18 protein-coding genes are annotated in these 22,509 nt (G+C 65.9%); 14 read left to right on the top strand and 4 right to left on the bottom strand.

Going from position 1 to position 22,509, the window contains the following annotated elements:
• Positions 1-76: 76 nt before the first annotated feature.
• From purS to K940_RS0102480, 7 genes are all read left to right on the top strand, one after another.
• Positions 77-313 (top strand): phosphoribosylformylglycinamidine synthase subunit PurS, encoded by a 237-nt coding sequence (gene purS, locus K940_RS0102510; protein WP_028476217.1) that lies wholly within the window; start codon positions 77-79, stop codon positions 311-313.
• Positions 310-987, top strand: coding sequence for a phosphoribosylformylglycinamidine synthase subunit PurQ (gene purQ / locus K940_RS0102505; protein WP_028476216.1), 678 nt, complete (start codon positions 310-312; stop codon positions 985-987). The genes purS and purQ overlap by 4 nt, the downstream gene beginning before the upstream one ends.
• A gap of 58 nt (positions 988-1,045) precedes the next feature.
• Entirely contained in the window at positions 1,046-2,344 is a 1,299-nt protein-coding gene (locus K940_RS0102500) for a M18 family aminopeptidase (protein ID WP_028476215.1), read from the top strand.
• 124 nt (positions 2,345-2,468) lie between these two features.
• Positions 2,469-4,763, top strand: a complete 2,295-nt coding sequence (purL, locus tag K940_RS26700) for a phosphoribosylformylglycinamidine synthase subunit PurL (RefSeq protein ID WP_036527284.1) — start codon at positions 2,469-2,471, stop codon at positions 4,761-4,763.
• A 149-nt stretch (positions 4,764-4,912) separates the two neighbouring features.
• Complete coding sequence (locus K940_RS0102490; RefSeq protein ID WP_081706120.1) at positions 4,913-6,610, top strand: alpha/beta-hydrolase family protein; 1,698 nt, start codon at positions 4,913-4,915, stop codon at positions 6,608-6,610.
• On the top strand, positions 6,607-7,299 hold the full coding sequence (locus K940_RS26695; RefSeq protein ID WP_231390218.1) for a type II CAAX prenyl endopeptidase Rce1 family protein: 693 nt from the start codon (positions 6,607-6,609) through the stop codon (positions 7,297-7,299). Before K940_RS0102490 ends, K940_RS26695 begins: the two co-directional genes overlap by 4 nt.
• A 10-nt stretch (positions 7,300-7,309) precedes the next feature.
• Positions 7,310-7,705, top strand: coding sequence for a sterol carrier family protein (locus K940_RS0102480; protein ID WP_028476213.1), 396 nt, complete (start codon positions 7,310-7,312; stop codon positions 7,703-7,705).
• A 20-nt stretch (positions 7,706-7,725) separates the two neighbouring features.
• On the opposite strand, the gene K940_RS0102475 is transcribed toward K940_RS0102480, so the two are convergent.
• Positions 7,726-8,991: a YhgE/Pip domain-containing protein gene (locus tag K940_RS0102475; RefSeq protein ID WP_028476212.1), complete on the bottom strand. Its 1,266-nt coding sequence runs from the start codon at positions 8,989-8,991 to the stop codon at positions 7,726-7,728.
• Positions 8,992-9,205: 214 nt separating this feature from the next.
• On the opposite strand from K940_RS0102475, the gene purF reads away from it, so the two are divergent.
• Complete coding sequence (gene purF, locus K940_RS0102470; protein ID WP_028476211.1) at positions 9,206-10,765, top strand: amidophosphoribosyltransferase; 1,560 nt, start codon at positions 9,206-9,208, stop codon at positions 10,763-10,765.
• A gap of 300 nt (positions 10,766-11,065) precedes the next feature.
• Positions 11,066-12,139, top strand: coding sequence for a phosphoribosylformylglycinamidine cyclo-ligase (purM, locus tag K940_RS0102465; RefSeq protein WP_028476210.1), 1,074 nt, complete (start codon positions 11,066-11,068; stop codon positions 12,137-12,139).
• An 81-nt stretch (positions 12,140-12,220) separates the two neighbouring features.
• On the opposite strand, the gene K940_RS0102460 is transcribed toward purM, so the two are convergent.
• From K940_RS0102460 to K940_RS0102445, 3 genes are all read right to left on the bottom strand, one after another.
• Positions 12,221-12,430 carry a DUF3073 domain-containing protein gene (locus K940_RS0102460; RefSeq protein ID WP_028476209.1) on the bottom strand — a complete coding sequence of 70 codons (210 nt, stop codon included), beginning with the start codon at positions 12,428-12,430 and terminating at the stop codon, positions 12,221-12,223.
• Positions 12,431-12,920: 490 nt separating this feature from the next.
• Positions 12,921-13,568 carry an MOSC domain-containing protein gene (locus tag K940_RS0102450; protein ID WP_028476207.1) on the bottom strand — a complete coding sequence of 216 codons (648 nt, stop codon included), beginning with the start codon at positions 13,566-13,568 and terminating at the stop codon, positions 12,921-12,923.
• 93 nt (positions 13,569-13,661) lie between these two features.
• The gene (locus K940_RS0102445; RefSeq protein ID WP_028476206.1) at positions 13,662-14,777 is read right to left on the bottom strand and encodes a folate-binding protein YgfZ; all 1,116 of its coding nucleotides are present in this window, start codon (positions 14,775-14,777) and stop codon (positions 13,662-13,664) included.
• A gap of 159 nt (positions 14,778-14,936) precedes the next feature.
• Here K940_RS0102445 and K940_RS0102440 point away from each other — a divergent pair, with 159 nt between their 5' ends.
• The 5 genes from K940_RS0102440 (at position 14,937) to cydC (ending at position 22,358) form a co-directional block, all read left to right on the top strand.
• Positions 14,937-15,857, top strand: a complete 921-nt coding sequence (locus K940_RS0102440; protein WP_028476205.1) for an aminodeoxychorismate lyase — start codon at positions 14,937-14,939, stop codon at positions 15,855-15,857.
• Positions 15,858-16,097: 240 nt separating this feature from the next.
• Positions 16,098-17,642, top strand: coding sequence for a cytochrome ubiquinol oxidase subunit I (locus K940_RS0102435; RefSeq protein WP_028476204.1), 1,545 nt, complete (start codon positions 16,098-16,100; stop codon positions 17,640-17,642).
• A 9-nt stretch (positions 17,643-17,651) separates the two neighbouring features.
• Complete coding sequence (gene cydB / locus K940_RS0102430) at positions 17,652-18,683, top strand: cytochrome d ubiquinol oxidase subunit II (protein ID WP_028476203.1); 1,032 nt, start codon at positions 17,652-17,654, stop codon at positions 18,681-18,683.
• Between the two features lie 4 nt (positions 18,684-18,687).
• On the top strand, positions 18,688-20,595 hold the full coding sequence (locus K940_RS0102425) for an ABC transporter ATP-binding protein/permease (protein WP_051406809.1): 1,908 nt from the start codon (positions 18,688-18,690) through the stop codon (positions 20,593-20,595).
• 113 nt (positions 20,596-20,708) lie between these two features.
• Positions 20,709-22,358, top strand: coding sequence for a thiol reductant ABC exporter subunit CydC (gene cydC, locus K940_RS0102420; RefSeq protein ID WP_036527354.1), 1,650 nt, complete (start codon positions 20,709-20,711; stop codon positions 22,356-22,358).
• Positions 22,359-22,509 lie beyond the last annotated feature (151 nt).

Here is a 22,509-nt window from a genome sequence, read left to right as displayed (position 1 = left end):
CGACCCCGCGGATGTCCCGCGCGACCAGCACAACTACGCTGCTCGGGGAACCCCACAACCACCTGAGGAGCAACGCGTGGCACGAGTCGTGGTCGAGGTGATGCCGAAGGCCGAGATCCTGGATCCGCAGGGGCAGGCCGTTGTCGGTGCGCTCGGGCGCTTGGGATTCGAGGGCGTCTCGGATGTGCGGCAGGGCAAGCGCTTCGAACTCGACGTCGACGACAGTGTCGACGACGCAACGTTGGAAAAGATCGCGGAATCCTTGCTGTGCAACACCGTGATCGAGGACTGGAAGGTGGTCCGCGGCTCATGACCGCCCGAATCGGGGTCATCACCTTTCCTGGCACGCTGGACGACGTCGATGCCGTGCGGGCGGTGCGTTCGGCCGGCGCCGACGCGGTGGGCCTCTGGCACGCCGACGACGACTTGCGTGGCGTCGACGCAGTCATCGTGCCCGGCGGCTTTTCCTACGGCGACTATTTGCGGGCAGGTGCCATAGCGCGGTTCGCCCCGATGATGACCGAAGTCGTCCGTGCCGCTGGTGCCGGGTTGCCGGTGCTGGGTATCTGCAATGGCTTCCAGGTGCTCTGCGAAGCCGGCTTGCTGCCTGGTGCGCTGACTCGAAACGAGGGTTTGCACTTCATCTGTCGGGACGAGTGGCTGACCGTGGAGTCGGTATCCACGGTGTGGACGTCGCGTTTCGAGCCGGGCGCGCAAATCCTCGTACCGCTCAAGTCCGGCGAGGGGCGGTACCAGGCTTCGCGTGCGGTTCTCGACGAGCTGGAAGGGGAAGGTCGCGTCGTGTTCCGCTACGCGGGCGACAATCCGAACGGTGCACAGCGGGGCATCGCGGGTATCGCTTCGCCGAACGGTCGTGTCGTCGGGCTGATGCCGCATCCCGAGCACGCCACCGAGCCGTTGACCGGCCCCAGCGACGACGGCCTGGGTCTGTTCCTTTCCGTCCTGGACGCCCTGGTTTCCGTCTAGCTCGGGCGATTTCGGCGGCCATGATCGGTACCGGGTCCGCCTGCCTAGGATCACAGGCATGCCTGTTTCCACTACCGCGGCGACGGCCACCGGACTGGGTGCCTTCATCGATGCGTCACCATCGCCGTTCCATGTCTGTCGAACCGTCGCCGCAGAGTTGAACGCACGCGGGTTCACCCGGCTTGCCGAGTCGGAGTCCTGGCCTTCGGCAGGTGCCGGACGACACTATGTCGTCCGTGGCGGGTCGGTGGTCGCCTGGTCGAGCGCCCACACCTCGGGCGCGGCTCCGTTCCGTGTGATCGGCGCCCATACCGATAGCCCCAACCTGCGGGTCAAACAGCACCCGGACCTGAGCTCGGCGGGCTGGCGGATGGTCGGACTGGAACCCTACGGTGGCGCGTGGTCGAACTCCTGGCTCGATCGCGATCTCGGGGTGTCGGGGCGGCTGAGCCTCCGCGACGGCAATACCGTGCGCGAGTGTCTGGTTCGCATCGACGAGCCGATTCTGCGGGTGCCACAGTTGGCGATCCATCTGTCCGAGGATCGTCGTGGCGTCACGTTGGATCCGCAACGCCACCTCAACGCGGTGTGGGGCGCCGGAAGCGAGTCCGGCCGGTTCGTCGACTTCGTGGCCGAGCAGGCGGGAATCGATCCGACCGCCGTGCTGGGTTGGGAGTTGATGACCCACGACGTGGCGCCCAGCAGGCTCGTCGGGCGCGATCAGGATCTGCTCAGTGCGCCACGTCTGGACAACCAGGCCACCTGCTATGCCGGCCTGCAGGCGTTTCTCGCCGCGATCGACGAGCCCGGCGTGACGATTCCGGTACTGGCCATGTTCGACCACGAGGAGGTCGGCAGCCAGTCCGATCGCGGTGCGCAGTCCGATCTGCTTCCTACCGTGCTGGAACGCATCGTGCTCGCCGAGGGTGGCGGCCGCGCCGACTATCTCGCCGCGGTGGCCGGTTCGGTGTGTGCGTCCGGCGACATGGCCCACGCCACCCACCCCAACTACCCGGAGCGGCACGAGCCCGCCCATCGGATCGAGGTGAACGGTGGCCCGGTGCTCAAGGTCAACCAGAACCTGCGCTACGCCACCGATGCCAGTGGTGCGGGTGCGTTTGCGCTGGCGTGCGCGCAGGCCGGAGTCCCGCTGCAGCGGTACGTGCATCGCGCCGATCTGCCGTGTGGTTCCACGATCGGCCCACTGACCGCGGCGCGGACCGGTATGTCGACCGTGGATGTCGGCGCTGCCCAACTGGCGATGCACTCGGCGCGCGAGTTGATGGGCGCGGCGGACGTGCCGGCCTACGCCGCCGCGCTGGCCGCCTTCGCGACCCCGGAAAGCGCGGGCGGGTAGCACGACGGCCTCACCTCGTCGGGTCGAACTCGATGCCTCTAGACTTGCGGCCAGGCATCTCGCCGCAACCCAGTGACACCGTTCGTCGCTTCACCATGCCCGGCCGAAAGGACCCTGGTACTCCGTGACTCCGCAGGTCGACACCGTCAGCGCAGCCGCCGCGAACCCTGATTCGCCGCAACCCTACAAAGAACTGGGCCTCAGAGACGACGAGTATGCGCGGATCAAGGAGATTCTCGGCCGCCGGCCGACCGACGCGGAGCTGGCGATGTACTCGGTGATGTGGAGCGAGCACTGCTCCTACAAGTCCTCGAAAGTACATCTGCGCTACTTCGGCGAGACGACCACAGCCGAGATGCGCACGTCCCTACTCGCCGGAATCGGCGAAAATGCCGGGGTGGTCGACGTGGGGGACGGGTGGGCGGTGACTTTCAAGGTCGAAAGCCACAACCACCCGTCCTACGTCGAGCCGTACCAAGGCGCGGCCACCGGTGTCGGCGGGATCGTCCGCGACATCATGGCGATGGGCGCACGACCTGTCGCGGTGATGGACCAGCTGCGTTTCGGTGCCCCGGAGGCGGCGGACACGCGTCGCGTGGTGGACGGCGTGGTACGCGGCGTCGGTGGATACGGCAACTCGCTCGGTCTGCCCAATGTCGGTGGCGAGACCGTATTCGACCCGTCCTACCAGGGAAACCCGTTGGTCAACGCGTTGTGCGCCGGCGTCATGCGGGTCGAGGACCTACACCTGGCCTTCGCTTCCGGAACCGGCAACCAGATCGTGTTGTTCGGTGCGCGCACCGGCCTCGACGGTATCGGCGGCGTGTCGGTACTGGCCTCGGACACGTTCTCCGGCGACGAGTCCGCTGCCGGTCGGAAGAAATTGCCGTCGGTCCAGGTCGGTGACCCGTTCGCCGAGAAGGTGCTGATCGAGTGTTGCCTGGAGCTGTATGCCGCCGGACTGGTCGTGGGGATCCAGGACCTCGGCGGCGCGGGCTTGTCGTGTGCGACTTCCGAGCTCGCGGCGGCCGGGGACGGTGGTATGCGTATCGAACTCGATGCGGTGCCGCTGCGTGCGGCGAACATGACCCCGGCCGAGGTGCTCTCCAGCGAATCCCAAGAGCGGATGTGCGCGGTGGTCACTCCGGAGAACGTGGCTGCGTTCATGGCGGTATGTCGTAAGTGGGACGTGTTGGCCACGGTGATCGGGGAGGTCACCGACGGCGACCGACTGGTTGTCACCTGGCACGGTCAGACCGTGGTCGACGTGCCGCCGCGCACCGTCGCGCACGAAGGCCCGGTGTACCAGCGGCCGGTCGCTCGCCCCGCAACGCAGGACGCGTTGATCGCCGACACTCCGGACCGGCTGACTCGACCGAAGACCTCCGACGAGTTGCGCGGCACCGTGCTGCAGATGATCGCCAGCCCGCAGCTGTGCAGCCGCAAGTGGATCACCGAGCAGTACGACCGCTATGTGCGCGGAAACACCGTGCTGGCCGAGCACGCCGACGCTGGTGTGATCCGGATCGACGAGAAGACAGGTCGCGGCATTGCGCTTGCGACCGACGCGTCCGGACGCTACACGGCGCTGGATCCTTACGTTGGCGCGCAACTGGCGCTGGCCGAGGCCTATCGCAATGTGGCCACGACCGGCGCGACGCCCACCGCGGTCACCAACTGTCTGAACTTCGGTTCGCCCGAGGATCCTGCTGTCATGTGGCAGTTCCAGCAGGCGGTGCGTGGGTTGGCCGATGGCTGCGCGGTGCTGGGCATACCGGTCACCGGCGGCAACGTGAGCTTCTACAACCAGACCGGTCGCACTGCGATTCTGCCCACGCCCGTCGTCGGCGTGCTCGGCGTGCTCGATGACGTGCATCGCCGCATCCCGACGGGCCTCGGCCTCGAGCCGGGGGAGACGCTGATTCTCCTGGGAGAGACGCGCGACGAGTTCGGCGGGTCGATCTGGTCGCAGGTCGCACACGATCATCTGGGCGGAGTGCCACCGAAAGTGGACTTCGCCCGCGAGCAGCTGCTCGCCGACGTGCTGACCGCCGGATCGCGCGACGGCATGATCAGCGCGGCACACGACCTGTCCGAAGGTGGCCTTGCTCAGGCGGTCGTCGAGGCGGCGCTCGCCGGCGAGACCGGGTGTCGCATTCTGCTTCCCGAAGATGCCGACCCCTTTGTCATGCTGTTCTCCGAATCGACGGCGCGGGTGCTCGTTGCCGTGCCCCGCTCGGAGGAAACCAGGTTCACCCGTATGTGCAGCGCCCGAGGCTTGCCGTGGGTGCGTATCGGCGTGGTCGACCAGGGATCGGACTCGGTCGAGGTGCAAGGCCAGTTCTCGATCACTCTGGAGGAGCTGCGGGTCGCGCACGAGAGCACACTGCCGAGGTTGTTCGGCACGGAAGCGGTGTGACCGCGGCTTTCGGCGCAGCGATCGGCTCACTCGTGCACGCGGGATGAGGCGATTGTGGCGGCGTTGCCCGGGTGACGCGCCGGTTCGTCGGATTCGACCGCCATACTGATCGGGTGCTGGAGACCGGTGGGGCCATACGGAGACTGCGTATGCGTACTGTCGCGGTCGTTCGGCGGGCCGAACGGATCATCGATCTGAATTATGTCGGCTTGGTCGTCGCGACGGTGTTCTTCGCATTGTCGGTGACGCCGTCCTTGGTGCCGCGGGATTGGTTGTTCCAGGGTTTGATCAGTGGGATCAATGCCGCGCTCGGCTACGGCGTGGGCTGCTTGCTGGAATGGATGTTTCGTCTGTGGGTACGACCGCGGCTGCAGATCTCACCACCGCCGACCTGGGTGCGGTACGTGGCCAAGTCCGCCGTGCTGTTCACCGCCGCGCTCGCTGCCGCGCTGATGCTGGTGCAATCGGCGCGGTGGCAGCGCGAGATCACGGCGCTGATGGACATGGCGGGCACCACGACACCGGCCTACCTCCGTACGGGCCTGCTCAGCCTGGCCGTCGGCGTCGTCGCAGTGGCCGCGTACCGGACGGTGCGCGAGATCGTGCTGTTTCTGGCTCGACTGCTCATCCGCTGGGCCAGGGTGCCGCGCGAGCTGGCGCCGTCGGCCGGAGTCCTGCTGCTCGTGGTGGTCGCAGTCACGATCTTCAACGGTGTCGCCTCGCGGGCGTTCTTCGCGGTGGCCAACTCGGCCTTCAGCGTGCGCAACGACCACACCTCGGTGAACGCGGTGCAACCCCAGCAACCAGAGCGTTCGGGCAGTCCGGAATCGCTGGCGGCGTGGGAGTCGCTCGGTTTCGAAGGTCGGTGGTTCGTCTCGCACGGCCCTACGGCCAGCCACATCACCGCCGTGACCGGCAGCCCGGCCAAGGAACCGATCCGAACATATGTCGGTCTGGAATCGGTGGCTGGCGACGAGAAACCGGCCGAGCTGGCGGTATCCGAACTGGAGCGAACCGGTGCGTTCGACCGCCAAGTACTGGTGGTGATCACGACCACCGGTACCGGTTGGGTGAACTCCATGGCAGTAGCAGCCATCGAGTACATGTACCGCGGCGACATCGCCAGTGTGGCCACGCAGTACTCGTACTTGCCCAGCGTCCTGTCGTTCCTGGCCGACCGCGGCAAGGCTGCCGCGGCAGGAAAGGAACTGTTCGACGCGGTGTATCGCCAGTGGTTGGCTCGCGGCCCGGAGCAACGACCCACCCTGCTCGTGTACGGCGAGAGTTTGGGATCCCAAGGTTCCGAAGCTGCATTCGACGGGCTGGCCGATCTTCGGACCAAAGTGGACGGTGCGTTGTGGGTCGGCCCGCCGAATTCGAACCGGCTGTGGCGGCAATTCGTCTCGCGCCGTGACCCGGGGTCGCTGGAGGTGGAACCGGTGTATGCCGACGGTCTGGTGGTTCGGTTCGCGGCCGACCGTGCCGGTCTGGCGCGCCCGTCCTCGGAATGGCGTCCGCCACGTATCGCCTACCTGCAACACGCTTCCGACCCGATTGTGTGGTGGTCGACCGACTTGATCTTCGCCCAGCCGGATTGGTTGTCCGAGCCGCGTGGCCCCGATGTGTCCTCGCAGATGCGATGGTGGCCGTTCGTGACATTTTGGCAGGTCACTGCCGATTTGACCAATGCTCAAGGAGTCACCGACGGGCATGGGCACCGCTACGGCAGTCTGGTACTGGATGGCTGGGCCGCGATTGCAGCTCCAGCGGATTGGACTCCTGAGCTGTCGGAGCGGATCCGAGCGGAATTGCAGGCCGCGGAGGAATACGAGCGAGAGATCAAGTGAGCGACGCACGCGCCACGCGCGCGGTCGCAGCCATGGTGCTCCCGCTGGCGTGGAACAACGTGATCCTCCCGCGCTTCGAATTGGGCGTGCGTGGCCGTACGGTCGCGCACGCCGGATTCGCTACCGCCTATGGGTTCGCACTGCGCGGACAGCCGCAGTGGGGCTCGCGCCGGGCTCTGCGATGCGGGTTGCTGGCCGCCTCGGCCGTTGTTGCCGGCTATGGTGCGGCGCTGGCCGTCCCTTGGGTACGGCGGCATGCGAATGCACTGCCCGACCGACGCCCCGCCGTATCGGTGCTCGAGTGGGTTGCGGTGCATATCCCGATCGGCACCGTCTATAGCGAGGAACTCGTGTTCCGTGGCACGTTGAATCCATTGCTGGACGAGGTTTTCGGGTCTCGAGCGGGTGCGCTCCTGGGTGCCGCGGCTTTCGGCCTCTGGCATATCGCGCCGGCGAATACAGCGAGTGACAGCGTGCCGGTCACGGTGATGGTGACCACAGTCGGTGGACTCGTCCTCGGCGCGTTGCGCCGCACAGCCGCCGGGGCCAGCGCCCCGGCACTGCTACATCTGGCCTTGAACGCGGGTGGCGCGACCACACCGCTCCTTGCGCGGTGTCTCGAGCGGCGCCGAGGTGAACAGCGGCGGGGTGAACAGCGGCGAGGTGAACAGTGTCGCCGACCGCACTAGGGTCGGCTGCGTGGTAGCACGAGGAACGGTCGACCCCGCGCAGATGCGCGCAGCGGTTGCGGCGGTGAGCGAATGGTTGCGCGACGAGTCGGCCACCCCACCTCCTCGCGGTGATCTCGCGGCGGCGGTGCGCACCACGGTGCGCACGCTCGCGGCCACGGCTCCTGGACACACGGTCGAGGTCCGGGTGCCTCCGTTCGCCGCAGTGCAGTGCATTCAGGGTCCGCGACACACCAGGGGCACTCCGCCGAATGTTGTGGAGACCGTCCCACGCACGTGGCTGCTATTGGCTACCGGTCTGCTCGAATTCGACGCTGCGGTGACATCCGGCGCGGTCAGCGTCTCCGGTGCCCGCGCATCCGAGGTGGCTCACTGGCTGCCGATCGTCCGCGTTGCCGCTCCCTGAACACCGCTACAGCGGATCGGTCAGCTCCGGTGGCCCCGCACCAAGCCTCTGCGGTCGTAGAAGTGCGTGACCACCACCCCGAAAACCAGTCCGATGGCCAGACCGAGCAGCGACATCCAGATCCCGCGCGCGAGACCGGCGTCCAGGTTTGCATCGAAGTACAGAATCGATCGAATGCCGAGGAACACCTGGTGCATGGGCTCGAATTCGGCCAGAACGCCGAAGTACTTCGGCGTGGCTTCGATCGGGATGGTGCCCGCGGACGACGGAAGGCCCAGAACGATGAAAACGACCAGATTCATCAGCAGGCCCGCTGTGCCGAGCGCCGCGAGCGTGGACAGTGCGGTCACGCCCACCGCGATCATGGCCAACGCGCTGTAGAGGAACAGTGCGAGGGCGTGCTCGACGGTCATGTCCACCACGTGGGCGACGATCAAGAACACACCGGACATGACATGCGCCGCCACGATGAAGACGCCCCACTTGATCATCAGCGTTTTGAATCGCGAGATCGGAGTCGGGGGATAGTGGACGTACCACGGGCCGTACTCGGTGGGTGCGAAACCGAGCTGGGCATCGATCATCGTGTGAATGACCATCGCACCGATCACACCGGCCAGCAGCAGCAGTAGTGCGTAGAAGAATGCGGTCAGGCCTTGGCCACTGCCGGGGGGCAGTGGGTGATACGCCTCGACGATCACCTGAATCGGCTGTGCCAGCACGACCTTGGCCGCGCCGGAGAGTTCGGGGCCGGGTCCACCGCCGGGCTGCTGGGTGGTTTGTGCGATCACTTGCTCGGTCAACTGCTCGCCGACTCGTTTGTTCGCCTCGGCCGTAGCCTGGTCGCTGACTCGAAGCATGATCTGGGTGGCGTACGGACCGGCGCGCGGGTTGGTCTGCACCGTGATCGTCGGTTGCCGGATATCCGCGGGTACGACACTGCCCACGCCGAGGATGGTGAGCTGCTTGCTGAAATCGCTCGGAATGATGATCGCGCCGTAGACCTGTCCGTACTGCATCTGCTGCTCGGCTTCGTTGATGCCGAGCAGACGCAGATCGACCTTGTCGGAGGGCACTCCCTGCACCAGCGCTCGGGCGATCTGGTCGCCGAAATTCACCCGCTGTCCGGCATCGTCTCCACTGCTGGTGACCTCGCCGAGGTCCTGATTGACCAGCGCGATCGGAAAGTCGTGCAGGTTCTTCTCCGGATCCACGACGTAGTGCAGATACATGACGCCCAGCAGGGTGGCCAGACCGATGAGCACCGACAGGGGCCACAGCACCATTCGCGACCACGACCTTCGGAGCCGGATCGTTGTCGGTTCCGTGCGGTCGCTCTCGGAGCTGGTGGTCACAGTCGGTGACCGTAACAGCTGCGAGTGTGGGAATGCGCACTTCTACCGCAGTGCATCGCTGGTTGGCGCAGTGGCGCCGCGAATGCAGAGCGACCCGGCCGTAGAATGATGTGTGCCCCAGCCCGCCCGATCCAGAGAGCACACGGTGAACCACGCCGAACTGCCGGTCGACCGCGCTTCCGCTCGCTCGCTGTCCGCCGCCGATGTCGATGAGCACGCGCCGCGCGAGGAGTGCGGCGTATTCGGAGTCTGGGCTGCCGGGGAGGAGGTCGCCAAGCTCACCTATTACGGTCTCTACGCGTTACAGCATCGTGGGCAGGAGGCGGCCGGAATCGCGGTGTCGGATGGCTCGCAGATTCTCGTCTTCAAAGACCTCGGTCTGGTCAGCCACGTATTCGACGAGCAGACACTGGCCGCGATGCCCGGACATGTCGCGATCGGCCATTGCCGCTACTCCACCACCGGTGGTGTGACCTGGGAGAATGCTCAGCCCATCTTCCGCACCACCGCGGTTGGTTCCGGGCTGGCTCTCGGGCACAACGGCAATCTGGTCAACACCGCCGAGTTGGCCAGCCGTGCACTCGAACTCGGGCTGATCGGCGTCCCCGGCAATGGCAGGCGTCCACAGCCCGCTACCGCGACCTCCGACTCCGACGTGGTCACCGCGCTGCTCGCTCATGCTGCAGCCGACTCCAGCATCGAGCAGGCCGCAATGGAGTTGCTACCGACGGTGCAGGGCGCATTCTGCCTGACCTTCATGGACGAGAACACGCTGTACGCTGCGCGTGACCCGCACGGTGTCCGTCCGTTGTGCTTGGGCAGGCTGGAACGTGGCTGGGTCGTGGCCAGCGAGACCGCTGCGCTGGATATCGTCGGTGCCGCGTTCGTCCGCGAAATCGAGCCTGGCGAACTGCTGGCGATCGACGCTGACGGTGTGCGCTCGTTGCGCTTTGCCAATCCGGAGCCCAAGGGGTGTGTTTTCGAATACGTGTACCTGGCGAGACCGGACAGCGTTATCGCCGGTCGGTCGGTGCACGCCACCCGCGTGGAGATCGGACGGCGCTTGGCGAAGGAACATCCGGTCGAGGCGGATCTGGTGATCCCGGTGCCGGAATCCGGCACTCCCGCCGCGGTCGGTTACGCGCAGGGGTCGGGGGTGCCCTACGGGCAAGGACTGATGAAGAACGCCTACGTGGGGCGTACGTTCATTCAGCCCAGCCAGACCATTCGCCAACTCGGCATTCGACTCAAGCTCAACCCATTGCGTGAGGTGATTCGCGGTAAACGGCTCATTGTGGTGGACGACTCGATCGTGCGCGGAAACACGCAGCGCGCATTGATTCGGATGCTCCGCGAGGCGGGTGCACTGGAAATCCATGTTCGGATCGCGTCGCCACCGGTGCGATGGCCCTGTTTCTACGGCATCGACTTCGCTTCCCGAGCAGAGTTGATCGCCAACGGTACCGGGGTGGAGGGGGACGTCGCGGACATGGTCGAGGGTGTACGTCGCTCGATCGGCGCCGACACTCTCGGCTATATCTCCCTCGACGGCATGATCGCTGCATCCGAGCAACCGCGCTCTCGACTGTGTTCGGCGTGCTTCGACGGAAACTATCCCATCCCGCTGTCCACCGAGGCAGACACCGGCAAGAATGTGCTCGAAAGTCTGTTGAACGGAAAACCGGAGACGTCCCCGGCGCGTTAGCTCGGCCGCGCGCGGTGCCGCCACACGCTGTGGTGGCTCTGCCACATGCCCCGTAGGGCACGACCACATACCCCGTAGGCGCGACCACATGGTGTCGAACGCCGCCAGCATAGGCTGCGGCGCCGCCGCTACGAGTATCCAGACTGTTCGGTTGGCATGAGAAGACCCGATCGCCTGCCCGAGGGGCCACAGCAGCCTATTGTCAAGAGGGTGAGCCACTACCGGTGCGAGGTCGTTATTCATCTCCGGTAGCGTGAGCAGGCATCTATCCGCCGATTCGGTTTGGAGCTTTCCCCGAAAATGACTGAACAGACCCCCAGTGGTGCCTCATATGCCGCAGCAGGTGTGGACATCGAGGCAGGTGATCGCGCAGTCGAGTTGTTCGGGCCATTGGCGAAGAAGGCGACCCGGCCCGAGGTCCAGGGTGGACTCGGCGGATTCGCCGGACTGTTCGCACTGAAGGGGAGCTATCGGGAACCACTACTGGCTGCGGCGACCGACGGTGTGGGTACCAAGATCGCGGTCGCGCAGCGAATGGACAAACACGACTCCATCGGCCTCGATCTCGTGGCGATGGTGGTGGACGACCTCGTGGTGTGCGGTGCGGAACCACTGTTTCTCCAAGACTATATTGCGGTCGGCAAACTCGTCCCGCAGCGAGTGGCCGAGCTGGTCTCCGGCATCGCCGACGGTTGTGTGCGCGCCGGTTGCGCGCTGCTCGGCGGCGAGACCGCCGAACATCCGGGTCTGATGGATCCGGATGATTACGACCTGTCGGCCACCGGCGTCGGTGTGGTCGAGGCGGACGCGGTGCTGGGACCGGACAGGGTCCGTCCCGGCGACGTGGTGATCGCCATGGGGTCCTCGGGCCTCCACTCCAACGGCTACAGCTTGGCCCGTAAGGTGTTGTTGGACATCGACCGCATGTCCCTCACCGGTCATGTCGAGGAGTTCGGCCGCTCACTCGGCGAGGAACTTCTCGAGCCGACCAGGATCTACGCCAAGGATTGTCTCGCACTGATCGCCGAGACCGACGTCCGCACGTTTGCCCATGTCACCGGCGGTGGTTTGGCGGCCAACTTGGCCAGAGTGTTGCCCGCGGGTATGACCGCCGAACTGGATCGCGGCACGTGGAACCCGGCGCCGGTGTTCAAGTTGATTGCGCAGCGCGGCCGGGTGGATCGGTCCGAGATGGAGAAGACGTTCAATATGGGTGTCGGCATGGTCGCCGTCATTGCTCCAGAGGACGTCGATCGGGCGCTGGCCGTGCTGACGGCACGGCATATCGAATGCTGGACACTCGGCACGGTCAAAAAGGCCAAGGATGCCGACGCTGCGCGCGCCGTCTTGGTCGGCGAGCATCCACGGTTCTAGATCACAGCGCACTGCTCTGATCACGTGTACGGGTGGAAAGAGGGAGACCAATTGGTCTCCCTCTTTCCACCACAATCCAAGTCAGCGGCGCCAGTCGTCGTAGTCGTCCTCGTCCCACCGGGACAAAGACTCGTTCGCGTCCTGCTCATCGGACAGCACACCACCACCCCGCTGGGAGTTGGGGCTTCCCGAAAGCTCGCGCTGAAGGCTCGCGAAGTCGGTCGTGGGCGAGCTGTACTTCAGCTCGCGTGCGACCTTGGTCTGCTTTGCCTTAGCCCGGCCACGGCCCATGGCTGACCCCCTCGCGTCACAGCGGGGCGGCCTGGGGTTTGATGGCGGCCCCGTTCGAATTAATACTCTTCCTGACAGACACTTTAGCGTGTGTCCCGCCGTCTCGCTTCCAGGAGTGGGTGAAGAACTACCGATGCGGTGTCGTTTGCCCGCTTGTCGCCGTTCGATCTCAGCCTTGTCGGACTCCCGGATTTGCATGGACGCCCCCGGCGCAGGTGCTGCCGCCGCGCGTCGCGGGCACTGCGAGTAGGGCGCGCAGCGCGGTCCAGTCGATCGTCATTCGACGGAGAATCGCCAGCGTCAGCGGTATTCGAGCGCGGTCGCGGCGCGCCCACGGTGCCGGCGATCACCGCTTCGTCGGGTATGGACACCTATCCAGACCGTCCATACCGATCGTTCGTGCACGCCGGTCCGATGGTTTCTCGAACAACCATTCGATCGAGACCGTTCGTGCGAGAAATCACTCGGCGCCACCGCTCGGAGTCCGTAGCTAGGTATCGGCCTGCTGACGATTGTGCCGTTCGATCTGGCTACGCACATCGTCGGACACACTCGGTTCCTCGGTGAGCAGGATTGCCAGAACATCGAGATTCGTGCCGGCGAACACATCTCGAACGGTGACCCCGTGGTCGGGCACGTGGACGACCGAGACTCGGTCGCCCGCGCCGATCGTGCCCTCGGTGAGTACCCGGAGATACGCGCCGGTGTTACGGCGCATTGCGAATCGTTTCACCCACTGCCGTTCACCGCTCCAGTGCTGGAACGTGACACACGGCACCCGCGGTGCGGTCACCTCCAGGAGGGTGTCGCCGATGCTCCAACGTGCGCCGACCACGGCATCACTGACCGCAAGCCCGGCGATCCGCAGGTTTTCGCCGAACCATCCCGGCGGGAGTTCTCGGCCGAGTTCGATGCTCCATTGCTCGGCGTCCTCGTCGGCGTAGGCATAGACGGCTTGGTCCACACCGCCGTGAAGTTCGGTGTTGCACACATGGTCGCCGGCGAGCCCGAAGGTCTGCACCGCGACGCGACCCGAGACCGGCCGCTTGTCGATCGCGGTGCGACCGATCCGTCCCGGCACGTCGAGGTCGGCATGGACAACGCAGACAGCCAGGATCTCGCCGAAATCATTGGGCATATACAGCGCTCCTCTCGTCGTGAATCGGGCCGGATCGACGCTGAGCAGCAGTACCGGTGTCGCCTGCACGGCCCCGGTCACCCGCCCCAGGAGTCAGTGTCGGCGTAGCCGGTCGACGGCGATCCTGCCGGCCTGCGGCGCATCCTCGGTAGGCATCGAATCCGGATCGATGGCCGCGGTGACGGAACCCACTGTCAGGGTAGCGCCGGCTGTGACGGTTCGCTTGACCAGGGCCAAAGCGATCGGGCCGAGTTCGTAGTGGTCGACGACGGTACCGACCCGGCCGACCGTGCGACCACTCGCGGTGACGTCGGCGCCCGTGGTGGGGCGCTGGTCGGTCGAACCGTCCAGATGGAGCAACACCAGATGCCGCGGCGGTTTGCCCAGGTTGTGTACCCGCGCGACGGTTTCCTGACCCCGGTAGCACCCCTTGTCGAGGTGGACCGCGGCGTGTTCGGCGGCGCTGCCGATCCATCGGACCTCGTGCGGAATCGTCCGCTCGTCGGTGTCCACTGCGACCCGAGGACGTAGCGCGGCGACACGGAGCGCCTCGTAGGCCCACATTCCCGCGGGTGTTGCGCCCGCCGCGGTGAGTCGACCCCACCAGTCGGTCAGGTGGTCGCGCGGGACGAGCAGATCGAAGCTGTCCGTCGTCGGCCACGGCATCCGACGCAGAAACCCGCCGTTCGGCAGTGGCATCGCCGCGTAGATGTCGGGCAGGGCGGTAATGCCGAGGACCGGGGCGAGGGCAGTGACCTGTGGTCCCAGCAGGCTCAACACCACATGGTCGGTAGCCGCGACCGGCACGGCGTCGGCCCAGAAGACCATTTTCTGGAGGAACGACAGCAGATCGGGGCCTCCCTCGGCCTCGGTGTCGATCCACACGGTGCCGTCCAGTTCGGTGAGCACGAAGTGGTGTAACACCCGCCCGCTCGCATCGAGGTCGAGATTCTCCGCCGATTGGCCATTGCCGAGCGCGGCCACGTGTTGCGTGGAGACGGTGTGCAACCACGTGAGCCGCTCCGTGCCCGTGATACGAAGAACGAATCGATGTGAGCGGTCGACAACCGCGAGGCGGTGCATCGCTGCCCGCTGTTCGCCGAACGGATCGCCATAGTGCCAGGCGACCGTGGAATCGGCGGAGTCCGTTGTCCCCGCAACGGCTCCCGAATAGTCGAGGATTGGGCTCGGAGCAACGACCACGGACACGTCTTCACTCTAGGCGTGCACGCTCGACGATGCGCGCCCCGGGCCGTTGTCGCCGAGTTCGACGAGCCGAAACAGCCGGCAGGTAGGTCGTTGCCGGCGCGTCGCGCCAACCGGCCGCGACAGTAGGCGTTGGCTGCTGGCACCGCCTAGGCTCGACCCATGGTGGATCGAGTTCTGGTAACGCTCGATGGTGTGGTTCGAGATGCGGACGCGCCGTTGGTGTATGCGGACGATATCGGCGTATTACGTGGCGACGGCGTCTTCGAAACCGTCCTTCTGCGTGCGGGTGTGGCCTGTGCGATCGAATTTCATCTCGGCCGACTGCGTCGCTCGACACAGGCGCTGGACCTACCCGAACCGGAGTTGGGGAAATGGCGCGAAGCGGTCGAGACCGCTGCCAAGGAGTGGGGTAGCGAGCGTGAAGGAGTCATGCGGCTGGTGCTCACCCGGGGCCGCGATCGTGAAATGTCCGGCATTCCGTCCACGGTGCAGACCGGTGACCTGGCTGGTGCTGCGCCGGCGCCAACGGCTTTCGTGCTGGTGGCGCCGGTGTCCGAGCGTGTCGAGAAGGCGCGTGCCGAGGGGGTTGCCGTGATGACGCTGTCGCGTGGCATCTCGATCGACCTGGCCCAAGCGGCGCCGTGGCAGTTGCTCGGCGCCAAGACCTTGTCCTATGCCACCAACATGGCCGCATTGCGTTTCGCCGCACGTATGGGTGCCGATGACGTGATCTTCACCAGCACCGAGAATCGCGTTCTGGAAGGACCGCGTTCCACTGTGGTGATCGCCCGCGACAAGCAGCTGATCACTCCGCCGGCGAAGAATGGTGTGCTTCCGGGCGTCACCCAGCGCACGCTGTTCATCGAAGCGGAGAAGGCGGGTTGGAGCTGCCGCTACGAGTCGTTGTTCACTGCCGATCTGCTCACCTGTGACAGCATCTGGATGCTGTCGAGCATTTCACTCGCGGCGCGAGTGAACTCGCTGGATGGGCTGCGGATGTCCGCGCCGGACAACGCCGAGGAGATCATCGAATTGGTGGGTCGTGGTATCGAACGGGCCGGCGCCGTCGGCGACTGGTGACGATCGCCTGACCGGCGGTGATGCTCATGACCGGCAGCGATGCTTGTCGATAGCTCGGAATGCGTGATGGACGTCACTCGGTGATCCATGTCCTACGAGGACCAGTGCGAGATGGTGGTGACCACGCAATACCTGGCAATCCGATGTGCATACCTCGATTGTCGGTTTGAGCTCCGCTACCTTTCGGCCAACTCCGGCGTACGCTTACTACGGAACGTCGTAGATGGGCTGGAGGGCGGCATGAACGCGCTGGATATCTCGCGCTGGCAGTTCGGCATCACGACCGTCTACCACTTCCTTCTGGTGCCATTGACCATCGGCCTCGCGCCGCTCGTCGCCGCCATGCAAACAGCCTGGGTGATCACCGGGAAACAGCACTGGCTGCGGTTGACCAAGTTCTTCGGCAAGCTGTTCTTGATCAACTTCGCGCTGGGCGTCGCGACCGGCATCGTGCAGGAATTCCAGTTCGGCATGAACTGGAGTGAGTACTCCCGCTTCGTCGGCGATGTGTTCGGCGCCCCGCTCGCTTTGGAGGGGTTGGTCGCCTTCTTCATGGAGTCGACCTTCCTCGGATTGTGGATATTCGGCTGGACTCGGTTGCCGAAACTGCTTCACCTCGCAGCGATATGGGTGGTTGCCATCGGTGTGAACGCCTCGGCCTACTTCATCGTCGCGGCCAATTCGTTCATGCAGCACCCGGTCGGCGCCCGATACAACCCGGAGACCGGGCGCGCGGAACTCGACAGCATCGTCGCGGTGCTCACCAACAACACCACCCTGGCGGCCTTCCCCCACGTCGTGGCCGGGTCATTCCTCACTGCAGGGACCTTCGTCGCGGGTATCTCGGGGTGGTGGATGGTGCGCGACGCGCGCAGTGGCATGGTGCGCGACGCGCGCAGTGGCATGGTGCGCGACGCGCGCAGTGGCATGGTGCGCGGCAATGCAGCGAAGCTGATCGAGGCGCGCGAGATGTGGCGGCCGGCTGCCCGTGCGGGTAGCGCCGTGATGATCGTGGCGCTGGCCGCTTTGGTGTACACCGGCGACGTTCAGGGCAAACTGATGTTCCAGCAGCAGCCGATGAAGATGGCCTCGGCGGAATCGCTGTGTCACAGCGCGACCGACCCGAACTTCTCGCTGCTGACCGTGGGAACCCACAACAACTGCGACAGCGTCACCCACGTCCTGGAAGTTCCGTATGTGCTGTCCTGGTTGGCCGAGGGCTCCTTCAGTGGCGTAACCCTGGACGGCGTCACCGATTTGCAGCAGGCCGGCATCGAGAAGTTCGGTCCCGGTGACTACCGGCCCAACCTGTTCGTCACCTACTGGTCGTTTCGAGCCATGATCGGGCTGGCCGTGGGCTCGCTCGCGCTGGCGATGGCTGGCCTGTGGCTCACACGCCGCGGTCGGGTCCCGGACCGACGCTGGTTTTCTCGGCTGAGTCTGTGGGTCGTTCCGATGCCGTTCCTGGCCAATAGCGCCGGTTGGATATTCACCGAGATGGGGCGCCAACCATGGGTGGTCGTACCGAACCCGGCGGGCGACCCGAACCTGCGTCTGACGGTGCAGGAAGGCGTCTCGAACCATTCGCCGGGTGTTGTGCTGTTGTCGTTGATCTGCTTCACCATGCTGTACGGCGCACTCGCCGTGGTGTGGTTCTACCTGATACGCCGGTACGTCGTCCATGGCCCCGATCCCATCGTGCCCGAGCCGCAGGACACAGACTCCGCCTCCGGCCCCGGTCGCCGCGAGGAGCCTGCTGTCGAACAGTTGTCGTTCGCCTACTAGGAGCCGGCGATGAGTTTGCAAGAGTTCTGGTTCGTCCTGATCGGTGTGCTGTTCACCGGCTACTTCGTATTGGAGGGCTTCGACTTCGGCGTCGGTATGCTCATGCCGATCCTCGGCAAAGGGTCCGACACACGACGGCGATTGGTGCTCAACACGATCGGACCGGTATGGGATGCCAACGAAGTCTGGTTGCTGACCGCCGGCGGTGCAATGTTCGCTGCGTTCCCGGAGTGGTATGCGAGCCTGTTCTCCGGCTTCTATCTCGCGTTGCTGGTATTGCTCGTCGCGTTGATCCTGCGTGTGTGCGCCATCGAGTATCGCGGCAAGATCGATGACCCGCGCTGGCGCGCCCGGTGCGATATCGGTATCGGGATCGGATCCTGGATTCCGGCACTGGCCTGGGGATGGGTGTTCGCCAATGTCGTGCACGGGGTTCCGCTCGACGAGCACAAAGAGTTCGCGGGTTCGGTGGCGGACTTGTTCGGACCGTACGCGGTGGTCGGGGGGCTGGCGACCGGCCTGTTGTTCGCACTGCACGGGGCGATGTTCCTGGCCCTCAAGACCGGTGGCGAGGTGCGCGCCGACGCGCGACGCACCGCCCGATTGCTGTTGGGTCCCACCGTGGTCGTGGTCGGCGGGTTCGGGCTGTGGACGCAGCTGGCGTATGGGACGGGCTGGACCTGGATTCCGTTGGCGCTGGCGGTGCTCGGATCGATCACCGCGGCGGTGGCCGATATCGCTCGGCGCGACGGGTGGGCCTTCACCGGAACCACCGTGACCGTGGCCGCGGTCACCGCCCTGTTGTTCGGTTCGTTGTTCCCGAACGTGCTTCCCTCGACATTGGACGCGGCCTTCGATCTGACCGTGTACAACGCTTCGTCCACGCCGTATACCTTGACCGTGATGAGCTGGGCCGCGGTGGTGGTCACTCCGGTCGTGTTGGTCTACCAAGGGTGGACGTACTGGGTGTTTCGCAAGCGGATCACCGTCGAGCAGATCCCCGCTCCGGCGGGCCTGCCTGCCCGGACCAGGCGGGACTGACGCCATGGCCCGCCCGCCGATCGACCCTCGTCTGTGGCGGTATGCCCGTTCGGCGCGTAGCTACCTGGTCATCAGCGTCGCGCTAACGCTGGTGACCACTGGTTCGATCGTGGTTTCGGCGGTGCTGATCGGGCGGGTGTTGGCCGGTGTCGTCACCGACTCCGGCCGGCGTACCGTTGGCGCATGGACGACGGAGTTGGCGATTCTTGCGCTCGCGGTCGCCTGCCGGGTGCTCGCTACCTGGGTTCAGTCGCGTGTGGCACATCGTGCGGGTGCGAGCGTGATCGCGGAGTTGGAATCCGCGGTACTCGAGGTCGGTGCCCGGCTTCCGTTTCGTGAACTCGACACCCGCCGAACCGAGCTGGCCGTGGTGGTCGGCGCCGGATTGTCCGGGTTGCGGAACTACCTCGTCGGCTATGTGCCCGCCGTCGTGTTGGCGGTGCTGGTTCCCCCGATCGTGCTCGCGGTCATCGCGGTGCACGATCCGAGCTCCGGATTGATCGTGGTGGTTACGCTACCGCTCATCCCGGTCTTCATGATTCTCATCGGAAAACTGACCGAGGGACGGGCTGCGGCCACCTTCGCAGCCGGTACTCGCCTGTCGGATCAGTTGCTCGATCTGTTCGCCGGCATGCCGACATTGCGAGCGCTCGGGCGCGAAACCGGCGACGAGCACTCGCCCGGGGAGTCTTCGTCGCCAGCGCGCCAGGGTATCGGTCCGGTCGAATCGAGGGGCCGCTCGGCAGCCGCTCACACCATGCAGTTTCGCGTGCGGGACCTCGGTGAGGCGGTGCGGCAGCGGACCATGCAAGCACTGCGCATCGCGTTCCTGTCGGCAATGGTGTTGGAGCTGCTCGCAACGCTCAGCGTGGCGCTCATCGCGGTGTCGATCGGCCTGCGCTTGGTATTCGGCGAGATGAGTCTGTATGCAGGGTTGGTCGCGTTGATGCTTGCTCCCGAGGTATATCTGCCGCTGCGAACCGTCGGTGAGCGCTTCCACGCTGCCCAGGACGGCATGGCTGCCGCGGACAAGGCATTCGCGGTGCTGGACTCGGAGTCGAGCGGTCACCCTGGCATCGTCTCCGGCGATCACCGACGGATACCCGCCGATCGCGTGTCGACCGCTACTGCGCTGGCCGGCGACACCACTCCGGTGTGCGCGCCACGAACCGAGTGTGCGCCCGCAGCACGACGAATCGCCGCCGGGAGTTCGGCGGGTGGTGCATCGATCGAGATCGACGATGTTTCGATACGCACCCGAGACGGATGGGCGCCCGCCGGGCTGTCGGCGACATTTCCTCCCGGCTGCGTGACCGTGCTCGCCGGGCCCAATGGAGTCGGAAAGTCGACCATCGTGCAGGCGATGCTGGGTTTGATCCCGCCGGATCGCGGCTCCATCACGGTCGACGGTGCAGACCTGCGCGAGGTCGACACCGACCAGTGGTGGACCCGTGTGGGCTGGTTGCCCCAACGACCGGTGTTGGTGCCGGGAACGGTGCGCGACAACCTCGAACTTCTCGGCGCAGCGTCGGTGAATCGGTCCGCACGGCACCCGACCGGCGCGGACGAGTTGACAGCGGCGTGTGCCGCGACCGGGTTCGATCGCGTGCTCGACGAGCTGCCCGATCGGTGGAACACCGTCATCGGTCCCGCAGGCGTCGGGCTGTCGCTCGGTCAACGCCAATGCTTGGCACTCACTCGGGTGCTGGCTGCGGGCCGACCGGTGCTACTGCTGGACGAGCCGACTGCGCACCTGGACGCCGCCTCGGAAGTGCCGGTGTTGCGTGCGCTCCGGAAGCGAGCGCAGGCAGGCGCCACGGTCGTCATCGTCGGGCATCGTCGAACGGTACTGGCGTCGGCCGATCGGATTGTCCAGGTACATCATCACCGGCTCGCACAGGACCGGCCATGACAGTCGGTTTGCGGACTCGGTCGTGGCCGGCTGCGAGATGGTGGGGTGACGACGACGCGAACGACACCCCTGCCGGTGGATCGCGTGTCACCGTGTTCGGCGATGTGGGGCGGATGTGGCGGCTGCTCGAGTTGTCCATGCCACGGGTCGCGGTGGCAATCGGATGGGGCGTACTGTCGCTCGGCAGCGGACTCGCTCTCGCCGCATTGGCCGCGTGGCTGATCGCACGCGCCTGGCAGATGCCGCCGGTGCTGGATTTGAGTATCGCGGTGGTGGCGGTGCGCGCCCTGGGAATCTCGCGTGGCCTGTGTCGCTACGTCGAACGTCTCGTGACCCACGATGTCGCCCTACGGTCCATGACCGCCGCGCGCACAACGGTCTATCGGACGCTGGCCAGGTCGAATTTCTGGCTCTACCGCCCCCAGGCCCTCGGTGGCGGCTGCGAGCCCCGCACCGCGCACCGTGGCGACCGCGATCGTCGGGTCCCGCCACGACGGGGTGATCTGCTGGTCCGGATCGGTACCGACATCGATGATCTGGGAGCAGTGGTGGTTCGGGTCTTCGTGCCGGTCGCGGTCGCCGTGGTCGTCTCGGTTGCCGCGGTCGCGTTGTCGGCGACGATTTCGGTGGCGGGCGCTGCAATCCTCGCCGGCGGGCTGGCCTTGTCCGGGATCGTTGCGCCGTGGGTGTCGGCACGGACGGCGGCCACGGCGCAACGCGCCGCGCGTGCCGACCGCGCCGAGTTCGTCGCGCGCAGTGTCACGATCCTCGACCACGCCGCCGAGCTGCGCGTTGCGGGTCGGCTGGATGCCGCTGTGCTCGAAGCGACCGCCGCCTCGAGCAGAGCCGCTGCTGCAGAAGACGCTGTAGCTGCTCGCGGTGCCTGGTCGGCGGCGGCGACCCCGCTGTCGATCGGCGTGAGTGTGCTCGGCGCCTTGATGATCGGCATCACCATCTTTGGTGCCGGTGGTGCCGAGGGCGCTATGACACCCATGGCTCTGTTCGTCTTGGTGCTGCTGCCGCTGTCGGCCTTCGAGGCAGTGGGTTCGCTCCCGGCGGCGGCCCAGGCATTGACGATTGCCCGTGCGGCGCTACACCGTCTATCGGAACTGGCGGAAGATTCGGTCGTACCCGACCCCGCGACCGAGCGGCCTGCGACGTTGCATCCGAGGACCGGACCGATGCCACCCCTCCCGCCAGCAGTTGCGTCGTTCGACGAGCTGGCGGACAGACGACGGATCGCACTGATCGGGCCCAGTGGCGCGGGAAAGACGACGGTGCTGATGAAGTGGGCGGGGATGTTCGACACCCCCCGCCCAGGAGTGACCTTCTTCGCCGAGGACGCGCACCTGTTCGGTACGTCGGTGCTGGAGAACCTGCGGGTCGCCCGGGGCGATCTCACAGTGGCGCAGGCCGAGAATGCAGTACGCGCAGTCGGTCTCGGTCGCTGGCTGGACGGATTGCCGAACGGAGTGCACACCGATCTGATCGGGGGAGCAGCAGCAGTGTCCGGCGGTCAACGTCGTCGCCTGCTGCTGGCGCGCGCGCTCGTCTCGCCCGCGCGGGTGTTGCTGCTCGATGAACCGACCGAGCACCTGGAGGCGCACGCGGGGGCTCAGCTGCTACGTGACCTGCTGGACATCGACAGCGGCCTGGTCGAGCGGGAGCGGACTGTGGTTGTGGTCACACACCAGTTGCCGGACGATCATCGAGCCGACACGGTGCTCCGGATCGGCCGATCCGATCAGGTGACGGTCCGGTGATAAATCCGTTGCCGAGTGGCCCGACGCCGCGTTAGATTCGTCCGCACACGAGGAAGGAGGTGGTCCGAAGAATGGTTGGTCATAGGACACGTGAGGTGGCTGTCCGCTAGCGTCACCGCTGCCGGTATGCCGTGCGCGAGCGCGTAGCGAA

The organism is Nocardia sp. CNY236 (assembly GCF_000482385.1).
In the GTDB taxonomy this organism is placed as follows: Bacteria; Actinomycetota; Actinomycetes; order Mycobacteriales; family Mycobacteriaceae; genus Nocardia.
The sequence above is the reverse complement of the archived record's forward strand: the minus strand, read 5'-3'. Positions and strand labels throughout refer to the sequence as shown.

Bases quoted from the DNA above. Each gene is read 5' to 3' on its own strand.
- purQ (WP_028476216.1), top strand. From the start codon at position 310: ATGACCGCCCGAATCGGGGTCATCACCTTTCCTGGCACGCTGGACGAC.
- K940_RS0102500 (WP_028476215.1), top strand. From the start codon at position 1,046: ATGCCTGTTTCCACTACCGCGGCGACGGCCACCGGACTGGGTGCCTTC.
- K940_RS0102490 (WP_081706120.1), top strand. From the start codon at position 4,913: ATGCGTACTGTCGCGGTCGTTCGGCGGGCCGAACGGATCATCGATCTG.
- K940_RS0102475 (WP_028476212.1), bottom strand. From the start codon at position 8,991: ATGGTGCTGTGGCCCCTGTCGGTGCTCATCGGTCTGGCCACCCTGCTG.
- purM (WP_028476210.1), top strand. From the start codon at position 11,066: ATGACTGAACAGACCCCCAGTGGTGCCTCATATGCCGCAGCAGGTGTG.
- K940_RS0102460 (WP_028476209.1), bottom strand. From the start codon at position 12,430: ATGGGCCGTGGCCGGGCTAAGGCAAAGCAGACCAAGGTCGCACGCGAG.
- K940_RS0102450 (WP_028476207.1), bottom strand. From the start codon at position 13,568: ATGCCCAATGATTTCGGCGAGATCCTGGCTGTCTGCGTTGTCCATGCC.
- K940_RS0102440 (WP_028476205.1), top strand. From the start codon at position 14,937: ATGGTGGATCGAGTTCTGGTAACGCTCGATGGTGTGGTTCGAGATGCG.
- K940_RS0102435 (WP_028476204.1), top strand. From the start codon at position 16,098: ATGAACGCGCTGGATATCTCGCGCTGGCAGTTCGGCATCACGACCGTC.
- cydB (WP_028476203.1), top strand. From the start codon at position 17,652: ATGAGTTTGCAAGAGTTCTGGTTCGTCCTGATCGGTGTGCTGTTCACC.
- K940_RS0102425 (WP_051406809.1), top strand. From the start codon at position 18,688: ATGGCCCGCCCGCCGATCGACCCTCGTCTGTGGCGGTATGCCCGTTCG.
- cydC (WP_036527354.1), top strand. From the start codon at position 20,709: ATGTGGCGGCTGCTCGAGTTGTCCATGCCACGGGTCGCGGTGGCAATC.